This window comes from Limnobacter sp. UBA3528, assembly GCF_002377005.1.
Classification (GTDB): domain Bacteria; phylum Pseudomonadota; class Gammaproteobacteria; order Burkholderiales; family Burkholderiaceae_B; genus Limnobacter.
In genome coordinates this window covers 14275-34262 of the sequence record NZ_DFOZ01000020.1, presented here as the reverse complement: position 1 = coordinate 34262, position 19988 = coordinate 14275, and the positions used below count along the sequence as shown (strand labels likewise).

The window sequence follows — 19988 nt, the reverse complement described above, 5'->3', positions numbered from 1 at the left end:
CGCTCAGGCAACCCCGAACTGACTGAGCATGGCAATGCCATGAGCGCCGTGCAAACGAGCGTCAGAAATATCGTGGCCGGCCAGTCCCCCAATCGCAAACACTGGCAATCGCGCAGCTTGCGTTATTTCAAGAAACCTTTCCCAGCCCAAACCCGACTGTTCCGGATGCGATGTAGTTTGTTTCACAGCACCCAACACGGCATAACTCAAGCCACGATCAAAGGCAATTCGCAGGCTGCCTGCATCATGCACAGAAGCGCCAGCGCACTGTAAATCCTGAAATTGCCCGGACAGCAAATGCGCTTGCGTCAAATGCAGCGGACATGGCAAAGCGTCCAGGTGCTCACGCAAATTAACCCAGGTATCCGAATTCAACAACATCGCCTGTCCGGTTTTCTGGCACAAGCCATAACAGTGCTCAAAAGCCTGAATCAAGGCATCGCCGCTCAGGGTCTTTTCACGAAACTGAACATAAACCGGGAGCTTGGTCGCGTTCAAGCCCCGCTCCAATCGTTCGGCACAGGCTTCGAACCCGGCTTCATAGTTACTCAACGCCATCACCGTGGGCTGGGCCAATTTGGGCAACAGCGGTTCAGTCGCAGGCAAAATCGGGGAAAGGTCGGAACTGTCGAGGCTGGCCCAGGTAAAGGGCTGTTGCTCCAGCGATTTGGGTGTACCTTCAAAATGCCAAACTCGGTACAAATGCAGGCGCACATTGGCATGCTCGTAATCGTGTTCAATGCGGAACCACGGACCACCCTGCAGTGCGGTGATGTCCAGTTCTTCTTTCAGCTCACGCACAAGGGCTTGCCATACTGTCTCGTCTGGCTCTACTTTACCGCCAGGAAACTCCCAATAACCGGCATAAGGCTTGCCCTCTGGCCGGCAACCCCAAAGTACTTGCCCAGCGGCGTTGAAGACCACGGCCACTGCAACATCAATTCGGGGTTTCACATGCGAACTCGCCATTTGGTTCACAAGCCGTTCGAGCCTGCCCAGTGTTTGGCAAACTGATAAGCCAGTCGACCACTGCGGCTACCGCGCTCAATCGTCCACCGAAGTGCAATGTGGCGAGCCTCATCGGTGTAAGGCATATTGAAATGCTCCAGCCACACTTGCACCGCAGCCAGATATTCATCTTGATTAAACGCATGGAAGGACACCCACACACCGAATCGATCCGACAGCGATACCTTTTCTTCGATGCCTTCAGCTGGACGGATTTCTCCGTTTTCCATGTGCTGGGTTTGAAGATTGTCCTTCATCATTTGCGGCAACAAATGGCGTCGGTTCGATGTGGCGTAAATCAACACATTGTCAGAGGTGCCCGCGATAGAGCCATCGAGCACGCTTTTCAGCGCCTTGTACCCGGCCTCTCCCTCTTCGAAGGAAAGGTCGTCACAAAACACAATAAAACGCTCAGGTCGCCCATTGACCAAATCCACCACATCTTGCAAAAACAACAAATCTGTTTTGTCGACCTCGATCAGGCGCAGGCCTTGTGCCGAATAGCGGCTTAACATGGCACGCACCAAACTCGATTTGCCTGTGCCACGCGCACCAGTCAGCAACACATTGTTGGCTGGCAGGCCTTTCACAAACTGGTGGGTGTTCCGATCCACTTTTTCGAGTTGTGGACCAATGTTTTTAAGCACTGCGGCATCCAGGGACTCGACAGTTTTGACTGGCTCAAGTCGCAACTGACCTGCCCGGTGATGCAGCCGGAATGCAGTCGAGGCATTCCAGTTTGTGGGGGCCTTCATCACCCCCTGCTCCAAGGCTTGGGCGATACGGCTCAGTTGCTCAAGAATGGCCTTGCCGTCGTTGTGCTGGGTACTCATGGCGCTCCGCAGTTAACTGCGGTAGTCCGCGTTGATGGTGACATAGTCATGCGAAAAGTCGGTGGTCCACACGGTGGTGCTGGCACTGCCCCGCCCCAATTGAACCCGCACGGTAATTTCTGCGTCGTTCATCACGGCCTGGCCCTGTTCCTCACGATAATCCGGATGACGGCCGCCATTTTGAGCCACGTACACGTCGCCCAGGTACAGCTGAATCTTGGTTTGATCCAGATCATCAATGCCGGCGTATCCAACCGCCGCCAAAATGCGGCCCAGGTTGGGGTCTGATGCAAAGAAAGCAGTTTTCACCAAAGGAGAGTGACCAATGGCATAAGCCACTTTCAAAGCCTCTTCTTCGTTGCCAGCCTGCTCTACCTTCACTGTAATGAATTTGGTGGCCCCTTCGCCGTCGCGCACAATGGCCTGCGCCAGCTTGATCGATTCGGCCTTCAGTGCCTCGAATACTGCTGCTGCTTCGGGCTCTTCTCCGGTTTGAATATTGACTGCCTTGCTTTTGCCAGTGGCAATCACCACGAAGCTGTCATTCGTCGAGGTGTCGCCATCGATCGTAATTCGGTTGAACGACGCATCGGCCATGGCTGTCGTCCACTTTTCCAGCACCGGCTGAGCGATTGCTGCATCGGTGGCCAGGTAACCCAGCATTGTGGCCATGTTGGGGCGAATCATGCCAGCACCCTTGGACACACCAGTGATTGCAATTTCACCGGAACCCACCTTCAGCCTGCGGCTGCTGGCCTTGGGCAATGTGTCGGTGGTCATGATTGCAGTGGCTGCATCCAGCCAATCGGCTTTGCCCAAACCTGCAACCGCCTGGTCAATGCCCAACAACAGACGATCCATGGGCAAGTTCTCAAGAATAACGCCGGTTGAAAACACCAGAATCTGCTCAGGTAGCACACCCAGCAGCTCGGCCACCTTGGCCGTGGTTGCACGTGCATCCGCCAAACCACGTTCGCCCGTGCCCGCGTTGGCGCAACCGGTGTTCACCACCAAGGCTCGAATGCCTTTGCCTGCTTTCAAATGGGCTTGGCATACCTGAACGGGCGCGGCGCAAAACCGGTTCTTTGTGAATACACCTGCCACGCTACTGCCTTCAGCCACACGCACCACCAGCACATCTTTCCGGTTGGGTTTGCGAATTTGAGCCATGGCATAACCCATGTCCAAACCAGCAACTGGAAACAGTGCATCAGCAGCAGGTACATTCAAATTCACAGGCATGGCGATCAACTCCTTGGCACGCGGGCTTCGCGCAAATATTTCAATAATCTCAGGAAATTTTTCCGTGGCATTGCTTGTACTTTTTGCCGGAACCACAAGGGCAAGGGTCGTTACGGCCCACTTTTTCACTCACCCTGCGGGGAACGTTTGCCGGCGCGGCAGAACGATCTTCTTCAGAGGCCTGTTCCTCTTCTTCACCACTGGCATCGGGGTGCTGGTACTGCATATTGTCCAGATGCGCAGCCGCTTCCTGCTCCAGCTGTTGCTCCGCCTGCTGCACTTGCTCGGCTGTTTGAACACGCACGGTCAGCAGCACCTTGGCCACCTCGTCACGCACACGGTTCAGCAAGGCACCAAACAGTTCAAACGCTTCGCGCTTGTATTCCTGTTTTGGGTTTTTCTGGGCATAGCCACGCAAGTGAATGCCTTGGCGCAGGTAGTCCAGCGCAGCCAGGTGTTCACGCCAGTGGGTGTCAATGCTTTGTAACAGCAGTGTTTTCTCAAACTTGGCGAAGGAATCCACACCAACCAATTGAACTTTGGCTTCGTAAATTTCATCGGCCATTTGCAGAATGCGTTTCAGGAAGTCTTCATCGGAGCTTTTGGCATCCTCTTCCAGCCATTTGCGCAAGGTTGCCTCAAGCTGGTATTCATTGCGCAGCACGGTTTCCAAGCCTTCGAGATCCCATTGTTCTTCAACAGACTCTTCAGGGATGTACTCACGGAACACTGCCTCCAGGGCTCCATGACGCAAGTTGCCGATGGTTTCACGAATTTCTGCGGATTCCAGAATTTCATTGCGCTGCGCGTAGATGATTTTGCGCTGCTCGTTCGACACATCATCGTATTCCAGCAATTGCTTGCGAATGTCGAAGTTGCGGCCTTCAACTTTGCGCTGGGCAGACTCGATTGAGCGGGACACGATGCCTGCTTCAATGGCCTCGCCTTCTGGCAGCTTGAGGCGCTCCATAATCGCGCGAACACGGTCGCCTGCGAAAATACGCAGCAACTGGTCTTCCATCGACAGATAAAAACGCGATGAGCCCGCATCGCCCTGTCGACCTGCACGGCCGCGCAGCTGATTGTCAATTCGGCGGCTTTCATGGCGCTCACAACCAATAATGTGCAAACCACCCGAGGCCAACACGGCCTCGTTTCGCAGCTTCCATTCGGCGCGCGCTTTCTCGATCAGCGCTGGCTTGGCGGCTTCGTCAATTTCAGCATTGTTTTCAATGCCCGCCAGCTCACGCTCCAAGTTGCCACCCAACACAATGTCGGTTCCCCGGCCTGCCATGTTGGTCGCAATTGTAATGGCCTTGGGGCGCCCGGCTTGGGCCACAATCTCGGCCTCGCGTTCATGCTGCTTGGCATTCAACACGTTGTGCGGCAGCTTTTCCTTCTCCAGGAAACTGGCGATCAGCTCAGAGTTCTCAATCGAGGTGGTACCCACCAGTACAGGCTGACCGCGCTCATAGCAGTCCTTGATGTCCTCAAGAATGGCGTTGTATTTCTCGCGCGCACTTTTGTAGATTTTGTCTTGCGCATCTTTGCGGGTAATTGGGCGGTGCGTTGGAATGATTACGGTTTCAAGGCCATAAATGGACTGGAACTCAAACGCTTCCGTGTCCGCAGTACCGGTCATGCCCGACAGCTTCTTGTACATCCGGAAATAATTCTGGAACGTGATGGAGGCCAGTGTCTGGTTCTCGGCCTGAATGCGGGCACCTTCCTTGGCTTCCACAGCCTGGTGCAGGCCATCTGACCAGCGACGACCCGGCATCAAGCGGCCCGTGAATTCGTCAACGATGATCACTTCACCGTTTTGAACAACATAGTGCTGGTCTTTGTGAAACAGATTGTGGGCACGCAAAGCGGCCATCACGTGGTGCATCAGCGAAATGTTGGCCGCATCGTACAGGCTGGCGCCTTCGGGCAACAAACCCATCTGGCTTAGAATCTGCTCGGCTTTTTCATGGCCGGCCTCGCTCATCTGGATTTGGTGACCTTTCTCATCCACATAGAAATCGCCCGGCACCTCTTCCTCGCCAGGCTTTTGCTCGCTTTGCATGCGCACCAGTTGCTTGGGCAAGCTGTCCAGTTTGCGATACATCTCGGTGTGATCGTCAGCCTGGCCGGAAATGATCAATGGCGTGCGCGCCTCGTCGATCAAAATTGAATCCACTTCGTCGACGATCGCGTAATTCAAACCACGCTGCACACGCTCGCCCACGCTGTACACCATGTTGTCGCGCAGGTAATCAAAACCGAATTCGTTGTTGGTGCCGTAAGTGATGTCAGACGCATAAGCAGCTTGCTTCTGGTCATGTGGCATGCGGGACAGGTTACAACCCACTGTCAGGCCGAGGAAGCTGTAAAGCTTGCCCATCCAGGCAGCATCGCGAGAAGCCAAATAGTCGTTCACGGTAATCACATGAACGCCTTTTCCTTCCAATGCATTCAGGTAGGCTGGCAGAGTAGCCACCAGTGTTTTACCTTCACCCGTGCGCATTTCTGAAATTTTGCCCTGATGCAGGGCCATGCCACCGATCAACTGCACATCGAAGTGCCGCATGCCGAACACCCGCACGCTGGCCTCGCGAACCACGGCAAAGGCCTCGGGCAGCAAACTGTCCAACGTGTCGCCTTTGGACAGGCGCTCTTTGAATTCAGCAGTTTTTGCACGCAAGGCATCGTCGCTCAGGGCCTGAATGGTGGGTTCGAGCGCATTGATTTGGTTGACGGTTTTACGGTAGGTCTTTAGCAACCGTTCATTGCGGCTGCCAAAAAGCTTTTTCAGAGTGTCTGTGATCATAATGTCGGCTGGTTCGACCCTTGAGGGGCCTGAAAGTCAATCGACCGGGTTTTGGGTCCGGTCGATTCCAAAAACAGCCTAGAAGTTTAGCACGCGAAGCCTAGTCCAGCGGGACAGGAGCGCTTTCCGAGAATAAGCCGTTCAAGGCGGCCACTGTTGAAGGGCCGGGGCGGGGAAGACCGTTCTTTTCCAAGAACTTGTTGGGGTTTTGTGGCACGCCATCTACACGCACCTCAAAATGCAAGTGAGGACCCGTAGAGCGGCCAGTGCTGCCCACCAAGGCAATTTTTTGACCCAGCCGTACGATGTCGCCGGGTTTGACCAGCAGCCTGGACGCATGGGCGTAGCGTGTGGTGGTTTTGTTGTTGTGCTCAATTTCGACCATATTGCCGTAGCCTGGGTGCCACTTGGCCTCCACCACTACACCGGCTGCCGCAGCCAAAATAGGCGTACCGGTGGGTGCAATAAAATCGATCCCTTCATGAACAGACCGACGGCCTGTGAACGGGTCGATCCGGTTACCGAAGTTGCTGACTGCAATGGTGTCTGTGAGGGGGGATTCGTTGGGAACACTGAGAAACTTGACTCGGGCGCTTTGAAGGTCGGTGTCGATGATACTGAAGACATCCGCCTGTCGCTCAATCTGGTTTGCCACGTCCGAAATGGCGGTTTTGACTTCCCTGTAGTTCAATGACTTTTCATCTTTTTGCTGCAAACCACCCTGACCCAGTTGCTCCGTTAGAGTGACTTTGGTATCCAGCCCGTTGGATTTTAACAATCGCACGCTCACTGCATCCAGGCGGGCAAGTTGAGCCCGCATTTCAGCCAAACGAATAGCCATGGCGTCCAGCGGGCTTCCGGTTTCAGCCACGTCATGATGCTTTGCCAATTGTTGGGAATAGACAATGTCTTGAACGACCGGGATTTGTTCACCGTAGCGCGCGGCCAGATACAGGCCGGCTGCCATGAAAGACCCCGCCAACATAACCAGCAAAACAAGCAACAATGCAACGTGGCTGGTCTTTATACTGAGTACACTGGTGCGAGAAAAAGGACCCCGCATAAGAATTAACTGCATGTATAACCTCCTCAATCCGCGTAGCGAACCGAATTCACCCGTTTTTAACGGGTTTTAGTGAGAACACCCCGGTGAAACCAAAGCATTCCGCATTATCTCCCTTGGCAAGCCTGATGCAGGAACCACAAACCAGCTCTTTAATCACTCAAGCGGCGCAATCGCGTCGACTTGAAAAGATTATTCACACATGGCCATCGCTTCGCGGTGTGACCTTTAGTGTTGGACCAATCAAAAAAGACAAACTAAAAATTTTCGTGTCGACCCCGGCGGCGCTGACGCGCCTGAGGCAATCCTTACCCAGCCTGATTCAACATCTGCAGGGTTCGGGCATGAATATAAACGAAATCCAGCTACAAATACAAACCAATCCGCTGACATCGAAGCAGTTGGAGCGTCGCCCAAAAAGGGCTGTTTTCTCGGATGCCGCCAGAAAAGCATGGCTGAACCTTGAAAACCGGCTGGGGGATTCGCCAGTGAAGGAAGCCACCCAAGCCCTGAACAAGCACCACAAATTCAAGTAGTTTCTAGAATGTATCCGAAAACCACAAGATTTTGTTGTGTTTAATATTATTTTACAATCGGGCGCTTAGGCAACCGCCCAATCTGCTCTAAATACGGTAGGTGTTTCCCTGACACTTTCAAAGGTCACCACTTCGTACGAGGAGGGGTCTTCAATCAGGGCTCGAATCAGCTGATTGTTCAAACCATGACCAGAACGGTAAGCCTGGTATTCGCCAATAATGGGATGGCCAATCACGTACAGGTCGCCGATCGCGTCCAGTACCTTGTGTTTCACAAACTCATCGTCGTAACGCAGACCATCTGAATTCAGGATTCGATACTCATCCATCACAATCGCATTGTCGAGGTTACCACCCAGCGCCAAACCCAGATTACGCAAGGTTTCAACATCTTGCGTGAAACCAAAGGTACGCGCACGGGCAATATCCCGGGTAAAGGATGTGCTGGAGAAGTCGATTTCAACCATTTGCCCGGTCTTGTCAATCGCGGGATGACCAAAATCAATTTCGAATTTTAAGCGGAAACCATCGTAGGGCTTCAAACTGGCGTATTTCAGGCTTGCGCCCTCACCTTCTCGAACCTCGATCGACTTCTTCACCCGAATGAACTTTTTCAAGGCGGATTGTTCAACCAGGCCGGCCTGCTGAATAAGAAACACGAAAGAGATGGCGCTGCCATCCATGATGGGAACTTCTACCGCAGTCAAATCAATGTAGGCGTTGTCGACACCCAGGCCACACAAAGCGGACATCAGGTGTTCAATCGTGGAAACTTTGGCACCGTCTTTCTCGAGTGTGGAGGCCATGCGGGTGTCACCAATTGCCAGCGCATTCACAGGGAAATCCACTGGTTCTGGCAGGTCGACTCGCCTGAACACAATGCCTGTGTCGGGTGGCGCTGGTCGCAGCGTCATGGTCACCCGCTTGCCGGAATGCAAGCCGATGCCCGTGGCACTCAACACTTGTTTTAGGGTTCTTTGTTTCACACAACTTTCCTTGAATTGTCACCGAAGTGTAACCACCCGGTCAGTTCAACCCAAGATTTTTTATGGAGGTCAAACTCCAATTAGGGTTAAAACGGGGTAAAAGTGTCGCAAAATTGCACGAATTACCCTGTTTTCTCGGTTATTTCTTAAATTTGCGACAACAGCTTTTCAGCCGTGCTGATCTCGAATACACCGGGCGCTTCCACATTCAATTGGGTCACTACGCCGTCTTTCACCAGCATCGAATAACGATTCGACCGAACACCCATGCCGCGTGCCGTCAGGTCCAGTTCCATGCCAATTTTCTTGGTGAATTCTGCTGAACCGTCAGCCAACATGCGTACTTTGCCTTCCGCACCCAAAGACTTGCCCCACATGCCCATCACGAATGCATCGTTCACCGAGATACACCAAATTTCATCAACACCCTTGGCTTTGAACGCATCATAGTTCGCAATAAAACCCGGAACGTGTTTTGCAGAGCAGGTAGGTGTGTACGCGCCGGGCAAGGCCAGGATTGCAACCGTTTTACCGGCCAACTCTTTTTCCACTTCAAATTTGTTTGGGCCCAAAGAACAGCCCTCTGTTTCTTCATGAAAAAACTCGAACACGGTTGCATTGGGCAACTTGTCACCGATGTTGATTGTCATTTTTATACTTCTCCTAAAACCTCAAAAATACACCACACAAGCGACCCTGGGTAGATCGCGGATCTGCAGTCTTCGGCAAAACTGCAAACTTCACCCGCGAACCACCGAGGGTGTTGATAGGACATTCACTTCTCGAAAATGTTCTCGAAAAGCAGATCGCTTGCTTTTATTGTGGCACTCGCAGTCCTGCTACGTTCAGTCTGCTTGACGTCGCAAAAATGCGGGAATGTCAAACCGATCCATGCCACTGTCTTGCAAAGCCTGTACGCGTGAAGCTGCGTTGTCGCGTGGATTGCGGAATACAGCCGGAATGGCGTAATCCGTTTCACCTTGCTGACCGCTTACAGCGTCGAACGTACCAGTACGAGCCATGGGCTGGTACTGCTCGGCCTGCACCAAAGTGGGCTTGGCTGCTTTACGACCCAATCCAGTGGCAACTACAGTGACTCGCAGGTCATCGCCCATGGTTTCATCGTAAGCTGTACCGAAAATCACGGTTGCGTCTTCAGCCGCGTAGGCACGGATGATGTTCATCACTTCTTTGGTTTCCTTCAGCTTCAGGCTCTTGCTTGAAGTGATGTTCACCAACACACCACGTGCACCCGACAAATCAACACCTTCCAGCAAAGGAGAAGCGATAGCTTGCTCGGCCGCTTCGCGTGCACGGTCAGGACCGTTGGCAGTTGCCGTACCCATCATGGCTTTGCCTACTTCAGACATGATTGTTTTCACGTCTTCGAAGTCGACGTTTACGTTGCCTTCCACGTTGATGATTTCTGCGATGCCAGCGCATGCGTTGTGCAACACATCGTCGGCAGCAATGAAACAATCTTCCTGGGTTGCATCGTCGCCAACCACTTCCAGCAGCTTCTCGTTCAACACGATAATCAGTGAGTTCACTTTGCTGGACAATTTCTCCAGACCTTCTTCTGCAGCCTTGCAGCGTTTGGTCCCTTCAAATTCGAAAGGCTTTGTCACTACGGCCACGGTCAGAATACCCAACTCTTGGGCCACTTCAGCAACCACCGGTGCAGCGCCTGTACCTGTACCACCGCCCATGCCGGCTGTGATGAACACCATGTGTGCCCCACGCAATGCATCGCGAATACGGTCACGGTCTTCTTCAGCCGCTTGGCGACCTGCCTCGGGTTTTGCACCCGCACCCAGACCGGTTTTGCCCAGCTGAATAAGTACATTGGCTTTGGTTTTTGCCAGCGCCTGTGCATCCGTGTTGGCGCAAATGAATTCGACGTTTTGAACGCCTTGCGCAATCATGTGGGCCACCGCGTTACCGCCTGCGCCGCCTACACCTACAACTTTAATGACAGTCCCTTGGGTTTCTGTCTCGAGAATTTCAAATGACATGGTGTTTGCCTCCTATCTAGCAAAAATTAACATCGCCGAAAAAAACTTGAATAAAAACTAAAATTAAAAATTACCCAAAAACCACTCTTTCATTTTTTGTACGGTTTGCTTCAAGCCACCACCCTGCGAAGCCACGCGGCGACCACGCAAATGCTGTGCGCGTGCTTCGTGTAGCAAACCCATGGCTGTTGCAAAGCGCGGGGTGCGAACCATGTCCGCCAAACCGCCAGCGTAATCGGGCACGCCGATTCGTACAGGTTTCATGAAAATGTCTTCACCCAGTTCTGCAATACCAGGCATCAAGCTGGTGCCACCGGTCAACACAACACCGGAGGACAACAACTCTTCGTAACCCGATTCACGCAACACTTGCTGCACCATTAAGAACAACTCTTCAAGGCGTGGTTCGATGACAGCGGCCAAGGCTTGTTTGGACAAAGTTCTCGGGTCGCGCTCGCCAATGCCGGGCACGTCGATTTTTGCGTGTGGATCGGCCAGTACTTGTTTGGCCACGCCGTGACGAATTTTGATTTCCTCTGCATCTGGCGTTGGCGTGCGCAGGGCCATTGCAATGTCGTTGGTAATTTGATCGCCAGCAATTGGAATCACCGCAGTGTGACGAATTGCACCGCCAGTGAACACGGCGATATCGGTGGTGCCACCGCCAATATCGATCAGCACCACACCCAGTTCTTTTTCATCTTCAGTCAACACAGCCATGCTGGAGGCCAGTGGCTGAAGCATCAGGTCCTGTACTTCCAAACCGCAACGGCGCACACACTTCACGATGTTCTGTGCAGCCGAAACTGCGCCGGTCACAATGTGCACACGGGTTTCCAAACGAACACCGCTCATACCCAACGGTTCACGCACATCTTCCTGCCCGTCCACGATGAATTCTTGTGGCAACACATGCAAAATTTGCTGGTCAGTTGGAATGTTCACAGCCTTGGCGGTTTCGATCACGCGGGCGACATCGGCCTGTGTGACTTCACGTTCTTTAATGGCCACCATGCCCGAGGAATTGAAGCTGCGAATGTGGCTGCCCGCAATGCCGGTGAGCACGGTTTTGATTTTGCAATCGGCCATCAACTCGGCCTCTTCAAGGGCCTGCTGAATGGAATGCACTGTGGACTCGATATTGACCACTACGCCTTTTTTCAATCCCCGCGATTCGTGTTGCGCCACGCCTATGACTTCGAAGCGGCCATCAGGCAGCAACTCCGCAACCATGGCCACAACTTTCGCAGTGCCAATGTCCAGCCCAACTATCAAATCTTTCGGCTCTTTGTTCATGGTGCCCAGTTTCAATTTTTCATATTCAGTTCAATTTCATGCTTGAAGCGGCAGCAGGTTTTAACACCGCCAAACGCTCGCCCTTTACTGCCACACCCCTTGGATAGCGCAGGTCAATTCTTTCCACTGCCGCCATCACCTGGCTTGTAATTTTTGGATAAACCGCCAGCAGTCGATCCATTTTCTGTTCAATGCTGAAATTCTCTTGTGCGCGTCCCAACTCAATCGTGATGCCAGTGTCAGTCTCAATCGACCAGGCATAGCGATCCGACAACTCCACTCGCGAGGGCCACATGCCCAAAGTTTTCAGTTTTTCGATGCTTGACACGTACATTTTCGAGACAAGCAATTCACTGCCCGCAGGCCCGTTCAATACAGCCAACTGCTGGTCTTCTGCGACTTCAGCCAAATTGGCAGAGAAGACTTCTCCGTACGTGTTGACCAATCGCGTTTCACCCCACAAGGCCAAAGGTGTATGCCCCTGAATCTGGATACGTAAGCCACTAGGCCAGGTACGCTGCACAACCGCCTTTCGCACCCAAGGTTGGGCTTCCACCTGTTCCCGTACTTTCTGCAAATTGGCCGAGAAAAAAGTGCCCTCGATTTTCGGCAGCACATTGGCCTTAAAACCAATCAAGTTCACACGCTCTACATCGCCGACCAATTCCACGCGCTTCAGTTCAAACACCGGGCGCTGAATCAACCACTGAATACACGCATAGCCCAAGAGCACCAATGCCAGCGCTGAAAACAGCCCTGCAATAATGCTCATGAGTTTGTCGTCGTTCCAGATTGCTCCCAGCATTTAGCGCGCGCCTCCCACATTCAAACCGGATGCTTTTAGGCGTGCGCTGGCTGCGATCTGCAGCACCAGGTCGTCGTACTCAACACCGCTTGCGCGTGCGCTCATGGGCACCAAAGAATGGTCAGTCATGCCGGGCGATGTGTTCATTTCCAGCAACCAGGGCTTGCCGCTTTCGTCGACCAACACGTCGGCGCGCCCCCACCCAGCGCAACCCAAGACTTGGTAGGCCTTGACGCAAAGCGCTTGTACCTCGGCTTCAAAGTCACTATTCAAACCGCTTGGACAGAAGTACTTGGTTTCATTGCCGATGTATTTGTTGTGGTAGTCGTAGTTGCCATCGGGCGCCTGAATGCGGATCACAGGCAAAGCGTGCGCACCAGCGCCTTCACCCATGACCGGCACGGTCAACTCTTGTCCGCTGACAAATTTTTCTGCCAGTACATTGGGGTCATATTTGTAGGCCAAATCAAATGCGGCCTGCAATTGATCCACTGTTTTTACTTTGGTCAAACCCAGGGTTGAGCCTTCCTGAGCGGGTTTCACGATCAAGGGCAAACCCAAGCGCTGTACCACTTCACTCACGTTGAAACCAGGCTCAAGGCGAACATAATCGGGCGTGGCCAAGCCCTGGCTGATCCACGCTGCCTTGGTCAGTATTTTGTCCATGGCCAAGGCCGATGCAGTCACACCACTTCCAGTGTAGGGAATGTTCAGCCACTCCAGAACACCTTGAATCGTGCCGTCTTCGCCGAAGCGTCCGTGCAGAGAAATCACTGCGCGGTCAAACTCGCCCTGTGCCAGCTCGACCATGCTGCGCTCAGCCGGATCGAATCCATGCGCATCCACACCGTTGCGTTTCAGGGCGGCCAACACCATGCTGCCCGATTTCAATGACACTTCCCGTTCAGCGGAACGACCACCGAAAAGCACCACCACTTTGCCCAGGCTTTTTGCATCAACACGTGTGCTCATGGTTTTCCTCCTTGAGCACTGGCCACCAATCGACCAGGCAAGGCACCAATTGAGCCTGCACCCATCGTGATGACCAAATCACCATCGCGGGCAATGTTTAAAATCGTATTTTCCATCTCATTCATGTCTTCTACAAATACGGGTTCAGTGCGCCCAGCCACGCGCACAGCGCGCGCCAGTGATCGGCCGTCGGCGGCGACAATCGGCGCTTCTCCGGCGGAATACACTTCTGACAAAATCACCAGGTCTGGTGTACCCAGTACCTTGACGAAGTCTTCAAAACAGTCGCGTGTGCGTGTATAGCGGTGGGGCTGAAAGGCAAGCACCAATCGCTTGTCCGGGTAGGCACCCCGCGCGGCCGCAAGTGTAGCGGCCATTTCAACGGGGTGATGTCCATAATCATCGACCACCAGAAAGTGTCCTCCCTCTTTGGCGGTCACCTCGCCGTAATGCTGGAAACGGCGACCAACACCATTGAATTTTTCAAGCGCAGCAACAATCGCTTCATCAGAAACACCGATTTCCGTGGCCACCGCGATTGCCGCAAGTGAATTGCGTACGTTGTGGTCGCCTGGCAAATTCAAGGTAATGTCCAGCGGTGCTTCGTCTTCACGCAACACCGTGAATTTCATTTGCCCCTGGCAAGCCTGAACATTCACCGCGCGAATTTGCGCTTGTTCAGACAAACCGTAAGTCACGATTGTTTTCGAAACAAAAGGCATGATCTCGCGTACGCAAGGATCGTCCACACACACTGCGGCCACGCCGTAGAATGGCAGGCGCTGCGTGAACTCGACAAAGGCTTGCTTCAAGCGTGCGAAGTCATGTCCATAGGTTTCCATGTGATCCGCGTCAATGTTGGTGATCACTGCAATGACCGGCATCAGGTTCAAAAAAGAGGCATCCGATTCATCCGCCTCAACGACCATGAATTCGCCAGTGCCAAGTTTGGCATTGGCACCTGCGGAATTCAGACGACCACCAATCACGAATGTGGGGTCTAGCTTGCCTTCAGCCAAAATGCTAGCCACCAAACTGGTGGTGGTGGTCTTGCCGTGCGTACCGGCCACAGCGATGCCTTGCTTCAAGCGCATCAGTTCAGCCAACATGACAGCACGGGGCACCACTGGCACACGTGCTGCACGCGCAGCCAACACCTCGGGGTTGCTGCCGCCAACCGCGGTCGATGTCACCACCGCATCTGCACCGGCAATGTTCGACCGTTCGTGCCCCGTAAACACGGTGGCACCCAATTTGGCCAGTCGCTGGGTTACCGCAGAGTCAGACAAGTCCGATCCGCTCACCTTGTAACCCAGGTTAATCAATACCTCGGCGATTCCGCTCATCCCGGAACCACCAATACCGACAAAGTGCACATGTTTGACTTTGTGTTTCATACCTTCGCAACCTGTTCAATGTAATTCGCCACTTCCTGCGTGGCTTGTGGTTTGGCCAAGGCCCTTGCACGCTCTGCTTGTGCAAGGCATGTGTCCCGGCTGGTTTGTTGCAACCAGTTGGCCAGCCACGCGGCATCCAATTCATGTTGCTGGCGCAGCCACGCGGCATTCTCTTTCACCAGAAAACCTGCGTTATGGGTTTGGTGATCATCAACAGCATGGGGAAAAGGCACAAACAATGCCGCAACCCCAATGGCTGCAACTTCAGCGACGGTCATTGCCCCAGCCCGGCAAATGACCAGATCAGCCGTGGCCATGGCCGCCGCAACATCATCAATAAATGCCAGCTGCTGAGCACTGACACCCGCTTTCTCGTAGTTATCGCGCAAAGCTGGCAAGTTTTTCTCTCCCGCCTGGTGCACAACCTCGGGTCTGCAATCAGCAGGCAACATCGCCAAGGCTTTGGGTACCACCTCATTCAAGGCTTGTGCGCCCAAACTTCCACCCAGCACCAACAATTTCAACGGACCACTGCGCCCTTGAAAACGCGCGCGGGGCTCGGGCTGGCTATAGATCATTTCGCGCACAGGGTTACCAACCCAATTGGAATTTGGCAAAGCGTACGGAAAAGCAACCAGGTTGCGATCTGCCAACTTGGCCAACACTTTGTTCGTCAGGCCTGCAACCGAGTTTTGCTCATGGACCACCAAAGGAATATTCAGCAAACTGGCCATCATACCCAGCGGGAAAGCCACATACCCTCCCATACCCAATACCACTGCGGGCCGGGTGCGACGAAGGATCTGAACAGAAGTCCAGAATGCACGCAGCAATTTCAATGGCATGAAAACCTGCTGCAAGATACCTTTTCCACGAAAACCCGAGAACACCAAGGTGTTCATTTCAACGCCGTTTGCTGGCACCAAACGACCTTCCATGGCCTGTGGGTTTCCCGCCCATTGAACTTGCCAACCACGGGCTTTCAATTCAGAGGCAACGCTCAAACCCGGAAAAATATGGCCACCTGTACCACCCGCTACAATCAATGCCAATCGCTGGGCTTTGCTCATGCAGCACCTCCCCGCATCATGGTTCGGTTTTCATGATCAATCCGGAGCACTAAGGCAAGGGCTGCGCAGGTCACGAGGATTGCGGAGCCTCCATAACTCATCAAGGGCAAGGTCAAGCCTTTTGTAGGCAGAACCCCCAAATTCACACCCATGTTGATGAAGCACTGAACCGCGATCCAGATACCCACCCCTTTGGCCACCAAACCGGAGAATGTGCGCTCCAGTGCAATGGCTTGGGCACCCACTGCAAAGCATCGTTTAACGATGTACATGAACAGCAAAATAACAACCGTCACACCCACAAAGCCCAGCTCTTCGCCAATCACTGCAAGCAAGAAGTCGGTGTGGGCCTCAGGCAGGTAATGCAACTTTTCAACGCTGCCACCCAAACCTACGCCCAGTACTTCACCCCGGCCAAATGCGATCAAGGAATGCGATAGCTGGTAGGCCTTGTTCAGGGCATTGTCGCCCTCCCATGGATCCAGGTACGCCAGCAAACGAGCCCGACGGTAATCACTGAATGCAATCAACAACGCAAATGCTGCGCTGAGCGCAAACAACACACCAAAAAATACCCGGCCATTGATGCCACCCAAAAACAGGATTCCGAACACCACTGTGACAATCACGATGAATGCGCCCATGTCAGGCTCAAGCAAAAGCAGCATGCCTACCAAAAACATAGCCATGAACATGGGAAACAAAACCTTCCCAAAACGCTGCATGTAGGCTTGCTTGCGCACGGTGTAGTCGGCTGCATAAATGATCGCGCACACCTTCATCAATTCAGACGGTTGAATATTCAACACATACAGTGATAGCCATCTGCGAGCACCATTCACCTCTTTGCCAATACCGGGAATCAACACCAACACCAGCAAAGCGATACAACACAAAAACACCAAGGGCGCCAACTCTTGCCAGGTTTTCATTGGAATCTGGAAAACACAGAAGGCTGCTACAAATGCCACGGCAATGGACACCGCATGCCGAACCAGAAAGTGTGTGGTTTGATAGTTGGCGTACTTGTTGGAATCGGGTAAGGCTACTGTGGCCGAATACACCATCACAAGCCCAAGGAACAGCAGCGCCAGTACGGCCCAAATCAGGCCTTGGTCAATGGCCTGAGACACCGCAGGCCCACGGTTAACTTTGTACATGGAGGAGGACAAACCACCACCCGCGGCAGTGGCGGGAATCAGGCTTTTGAACTGCATGTTGCTTTGATCTTTCTTGCCCCACTTGCTCAGCATGGCTGCCCCCTGTCCGCCGCAATGGCTCGAACGGCATCCACAAAAACCTCAGCGCGGTGCACATAATTCCTGAACATGTCCAGGCTTGCGCACGCCGGGCTCAACAACACACAGTCTCCTTCCCGAGCTTTGCTGGCTGCCACTTGCACAGCCTGTTCCAAAGTTGCTGCTTTTTCACAAGGCACCTGCGCTAGAGCAAGGGCGCTCATCATGTTGTCCGCGTCCTTCCCAATCAACACCACATGCTTGCAGTAATTCGACACAGGTTGCACCAAGGGAGAGAAGTCCTGCCCTTTGCCATCACCGCCAGCAATCAACACAGTGGGTTTGGCCAATCCGTTCAACGCGGCCACAGTGGCTCCCACATTGGTACCTTTGCTGTCATCGAAATAGTCGACTCCGTCGATTTGGACGACATGCTGAACGCGGTGCGGTTCGCCTTGGTAGCTGCGCAAACCGTGTAACAACTTGGCCATTGGCAAGCCCAGGCCCTGGCACAACGCCAAGGCCGCCAGTGCATTGCTTGCGTTGTGCAAACCAACCACTTGCAAAGCCTCGATTGGCATTAGCAGCTTTTGCCGTGGCTCTACTTCTTCCTGCTTTCTGCGGCGAGTAGAAATTGGTGTTTCCTGCGATTTCTCCTGATCACCCACCAACTGAGCCAACCACAGCATGCCACCTTCTCGAATCAGGCCGAAATCATCGACTTGAGCAGGCGCACTTGTGCCAAAGGTGGACACCCTTGTTCCAGCTGGCAAATTGGCATCGAGCACCAATGCGTCATCCCGGTTGATCACACACACACCATTTTCCGAAAAGATTCGGAATTTGTCCTGGGCGTACTCCTGCATATCAGGGTGCCAGTCCAGATGATCTTGCGTAATATTGAGCACCGTCGATGCATCAAATTTCAAACGCTTGGTCCAATGCAACTGGAAACTCGATAGCTCAAGTACCCAAATATCAGGTAAATCGCCCACTTCCAATTGCTCACGCAAAGCATCTAAAGCAGCCGGGCTGATATTGCCTGCAGCCACAGCTTTCTTCCCGGCAAATTGCGCAAGACATTCCACCATCCGAGTTGTGGTGGTTTTTCCGTTGGTTCCAGTAACACCCACCACTTGCGGTTGATAATTCCTTTCTTGCTGCAAAGCGTCGAGCGCATCAGCAAACAGATCAAGTTCTGAATCTACCGGGGTGCCATGCGCGGCAGCCTGTGCAAGCACTGCTACCATCAGCGGGTGAGAGGGCGGCAAACCAGGTGAGACCACCACGCGGTTAAAATCCCAGTTCAAATCACTGACTGAATTGAACAAGCGCACATCGGACTGAATGGATTGCAACTCCTGTAATCCTGGTGGCATTTCACGTGTGTCAATCACGGTCAATCGGGCGCCCTGCGCAAGCGCCCAGCGCGCGCAAGCCAAGCCAGACTCACCGAGCCCAACTTGTAAAACCGATTGATCAAGAAGCAAATTCATTCGTTTCAACTCAATTTGAACGTCATTTCAACGCAGTTTCAGGGTGGACAAACCAATCAACACCAGAATCATCGTGATGATCCAGAAGCGAACTACCACCTGGGTTTCTTTCCAACCGCTCAGTTCGTAGTGGTGGTGCAGCGGCGCCATTCGGAACACCCGCTTGCCACCGCTGTACTTGAAATAGAGCACTTGAATCATGACCGAGAGTGTTTCAGCAACAAACACGCCGCCCATGATGAACAGCACCACTTCCTGTCGAACAATCACAGCAACCGTTCCCAGCGCACCTCCCAGAGCGAGTGCACCTACGTCGCCCATAAATACTTGCGCCGGGTAAGCGTTGAACCAGAGGAAGGCCAAACCTGCGCCAGCAATAGCTGCGAGGAAAACAGCCAGCTCACCTGCACCCGGAATGTATGGCAGCAGCAAATATTTGGAGTACACCGCATTGCCGGCCACGTAGGCAAAAATCGCCAAGGCGGATGCCACCATCACTGTGGGCATAATCGCCAAGCCATCCAGGCCATCGGTCAAGTTCACCGCATTACTGGTGCCCACGATCACAAAGTAAGTCAGAGCGATAAAACCCCAAACACCCAAGGGGTAGCTGATCGACTTGAAAAAGGGCACGATCAGGTCTGCATTGTTGGGCAGGTGCATTGAAAAACCGCTTTCAACCCAGGCCACAAAAATATCCAGCACTTCCTGTCCGCTTTGTGCAGAAACGGCAAAAGCCAGATAGAACGCACCGATCAACCCCACCACGCTTTGCCAAAAGTATTTCCATTTCGCAGGCAAACCCTTGGGGTTGCGATATACCACTTTGCGATAATCATCAACCCAGCCGATCCAGCCAAAACCGAATGTCACAAGCATCACAACCCATACAAAGCGGTTGGACAGATCTGCCCACAACAAAGTTGAAATGCCAATGCCAATTAAGACAAGCGCACCGCCCATCGTGGGTGTGCCTGCTTTGGCCAAATGAGTTTGAGGACCATCGTCGCGCACAGACTGACCAATTTTGTATTGCGTCAATTTGCGAATCACCATGGGCCCAGCCACCAGCCCAACCAGTAGTGCCGTGGCACAAGCCAGCACCGCACGTAACGTCAAATAATTGAAAACACCAAACGCGCGAATGTCTTGCGCAAGCCATTGGGTAAGCTCAAGAAGCATGGTTAGCCTCCCCTGAATGATGTTGAACCAGCGCTTG

The 19988-nt window shown here is 53.2% G+C and carries 17 protein-coding genes; 1 reads left to right on the top strand and 16 read right to left on the bottom strand.

Features of this window, described 5'->3' with window-relative positions; translation table 11 throughout:
* Positions 1-3 precede the first annotated feature (3 nt).
* From B4N58_RS05960 to B4N58_RS05940, 5 genes are all read right to left on the bottom strand, one after another.
* Complete coding sequence (locus tag B4N58_RS05960) at positions 4-969, bottom strand: Nudix family hydrolase (RefSeq protein WP_291746950.1); 966 nt, start codon at positions 967-969, stop codon at positions 4-6.
* A 5-nt stretch (positions 970-974) separates the two neighbouring features.
* On the bottom strand, positions 975-1841 hold the full coding sequence (locus B4N58_RS05955; RefSeq protein ID WP_008250429.1) for an ATP-binding protein: 867 nt from the start codon (positions 1839-1841) through the stop codon (positions 975-977).
* 12 nt (positions 1842-1853) lie between these two features.
* Complete coding sequence (gene argJ / locus B4N58_RS05950; RefSeq protein ID WP_291746946.1) at positions 1854-3083, bottom strand: bifunctional glutamate N-acetyltransferase/amino-acid acetyltransferase ArgJ; 1230 nt, start codon at positions 3081-3083, stop codon at positions 1854-1856.
* 49 nt (positions 3084-3132) lie between these two features.
* Positions 3133-5895, bottom strand: coding sequence for a preprotein translocase subunit SecA (secA, locus tag B4N58_RS05945; protein ID WP_008250427.1), 2763 nt, complete (start codon positions 5893-5895; stop codon positions 3133-3135).
* A 100-nt stretch (positions 5896-5995) separates the two neighbouring features.
* Positions 5996-6973 carry a M23 family metallopeptidase gene (locus B4N58_RS05940; protein ID WP_083797154.1) on the bottom strand — a complete coding sequence of 326 codons (978 nt, stop codon included), beginning with the start codon at positions 6971-6973 and terminating at the stop codon, positions 5996-5998.
* A 329-nt stretch (positions 6974-7302) separates the two neighbouring features.
* On the opposite strand from B4N58_RS05940, the gene B4N58_RS05935 reads away from it, so the two are divergent.
* Positions 7303-7494, top strand: a complete 192-nt coding sequence (locus B4N58_RS05935; protein ID WP_291746937.1) for a hypothetical protein — start codon at positions 7303-7305, stop codon at positions 7492-7494.
* 65 nt (positions 7495-7559) lie between these two features.
* Here the strand turns inward: B4N58_RS05935 and lpxC are convergent, their stop codons facing one another.
* The 11 genes from lpxC to mraY form a co-directional block, all read right to left on the bottom strand.
* Entirely contained in the window at positions 7560-8480 is a 921-nt protein-coding gene (gene lpxC, locus B4N58_RS05930) for a UDP-3-O-acyl-N-acetylglucosamine deacetylase (RefSeq protein WP_008250418.1), read from the bottom strand.
* Between the two features lie 146 nt (positions 8481-8626).
* On the bottom strand, positions 8627-9130 hold the full coding sequence (locus tag B4N58_RS05925) for a peroxiredoxin (RefSeq protein WP_291746933.1): 504 nt from the start codon (positions 9128-9130) through the stop codon (positions 8627-8629).
* Between the two features lie 195 nt (positions 9131-9325).
* Positions 9326-10495, bottom strand: a complete 1170-nt coding sequence (gene ftsZ, locus B4N58_RS05920) for a cell division protein FtsZ (protein WP_008250414.1) — start codon at positions 10493-10495, stop codon at positions 9326-9328.
* Positions 10496-10558: 63 nt separating this feature from the next.
* Positions 10559-11791, bottom strand: a complete 1233-nt coding sequence (ftsA, locus tag B4N58_RS05915) for a cell division protein FtsA (RefSeq protein WP_138519404.1) — start codon at positions 11789-11791, stop codon at positions 10559-10561.
* Positions 11792-11816: 25 nt separating this feature from the next.
* On the bottom strand, positions 11817-12596 hold the full coding sequence (locus B4N58_RS05910; protein WP_291746924.1) for a cell division protein FtsQ/DivIB: 780 nt from the start codon (positions 12594-12596) through the stop codon (positions 11817-11819).
* Complete coding sequence (locus B4N58_RS05905) at positions 12597-13568, bottom strand: D-alanine--D-alanine ligase (RefSeq protein WP_008250408.1); 972 nt, start codon at positions 13566-13568, stop codon at positions 12597-12599.
* On the bottom strand, positions 13565-14965 hold the full coding sequence (gene murC / locus B4N58_RS05900) for a UDP-N-acetylmuramate--L-alanine ligase (RefSeq protein ID WP_291746918.1): 1401 nt from the start codon (positions 14963-14965) through the stop codon (positions 13565-13567). The genes B4N58_RS05905 and murC overlap by 4 nt, the downstream gene beginning before the upstream one ends.
* Complete coding sequence (gene murG, locus B4N58_RS05895; RefSeq protein WP_291746916.1) at positions 14962-16035, bottom strand: undecaprenyldiphospho-muramoylpentapeptide beta-N-acetylglucosaminyltransferase; 1074 nt, start codon at positions 16033-16035, stop codon at positions 14962-14964. The genes murC and murG overlap by 4 nt, the downstream gene beginning before the upstream one ends.
* On the bottom strand, positions 16032-17252 hold the full coding sequence (gene ftsW / locus B4N58_RS05890) for a putative lipid II flippase FtsW (protein ID WP_373567527.1): 1221 nt from the start codon (positions 17250-17252) through the stop codon (positions 16032-16034). Before ftsW ends, murG begins: the two co-directional genes overlap by 4 nt.
* Before the next feature lie 29 nt (positions 17253-17281).
* Complete coding sequence (murD, locus tag B4N58_RS05885; RefSeq protein ID WP_291746913.1) at positions 17282-18769, bottom strand: UDP-N-acetylmuramoyl-L-alanine--D-glutamate ligase; 1488 nt, start codon at positions 18767-18769, stop codon at positions 17282-17284.
* A 27-nt stretch (positions 18770-18796) separates the two neighbouring features.
* The gene (gene mraY / locus B4N58_RS05880) at positions 18797-19951 is read right to left on the bottom strand and encodes a phospho-N-acetylmuramoyl-pentapeptide-transferase (protein WP_291746989.1); all 1155 of its coding nucleotides are present in this window, start codon (positions 19949-19951) and stop codon (positions 18797-18799) included.
* Positions 19952-19988: the final 37 nt, after the last annotated feature.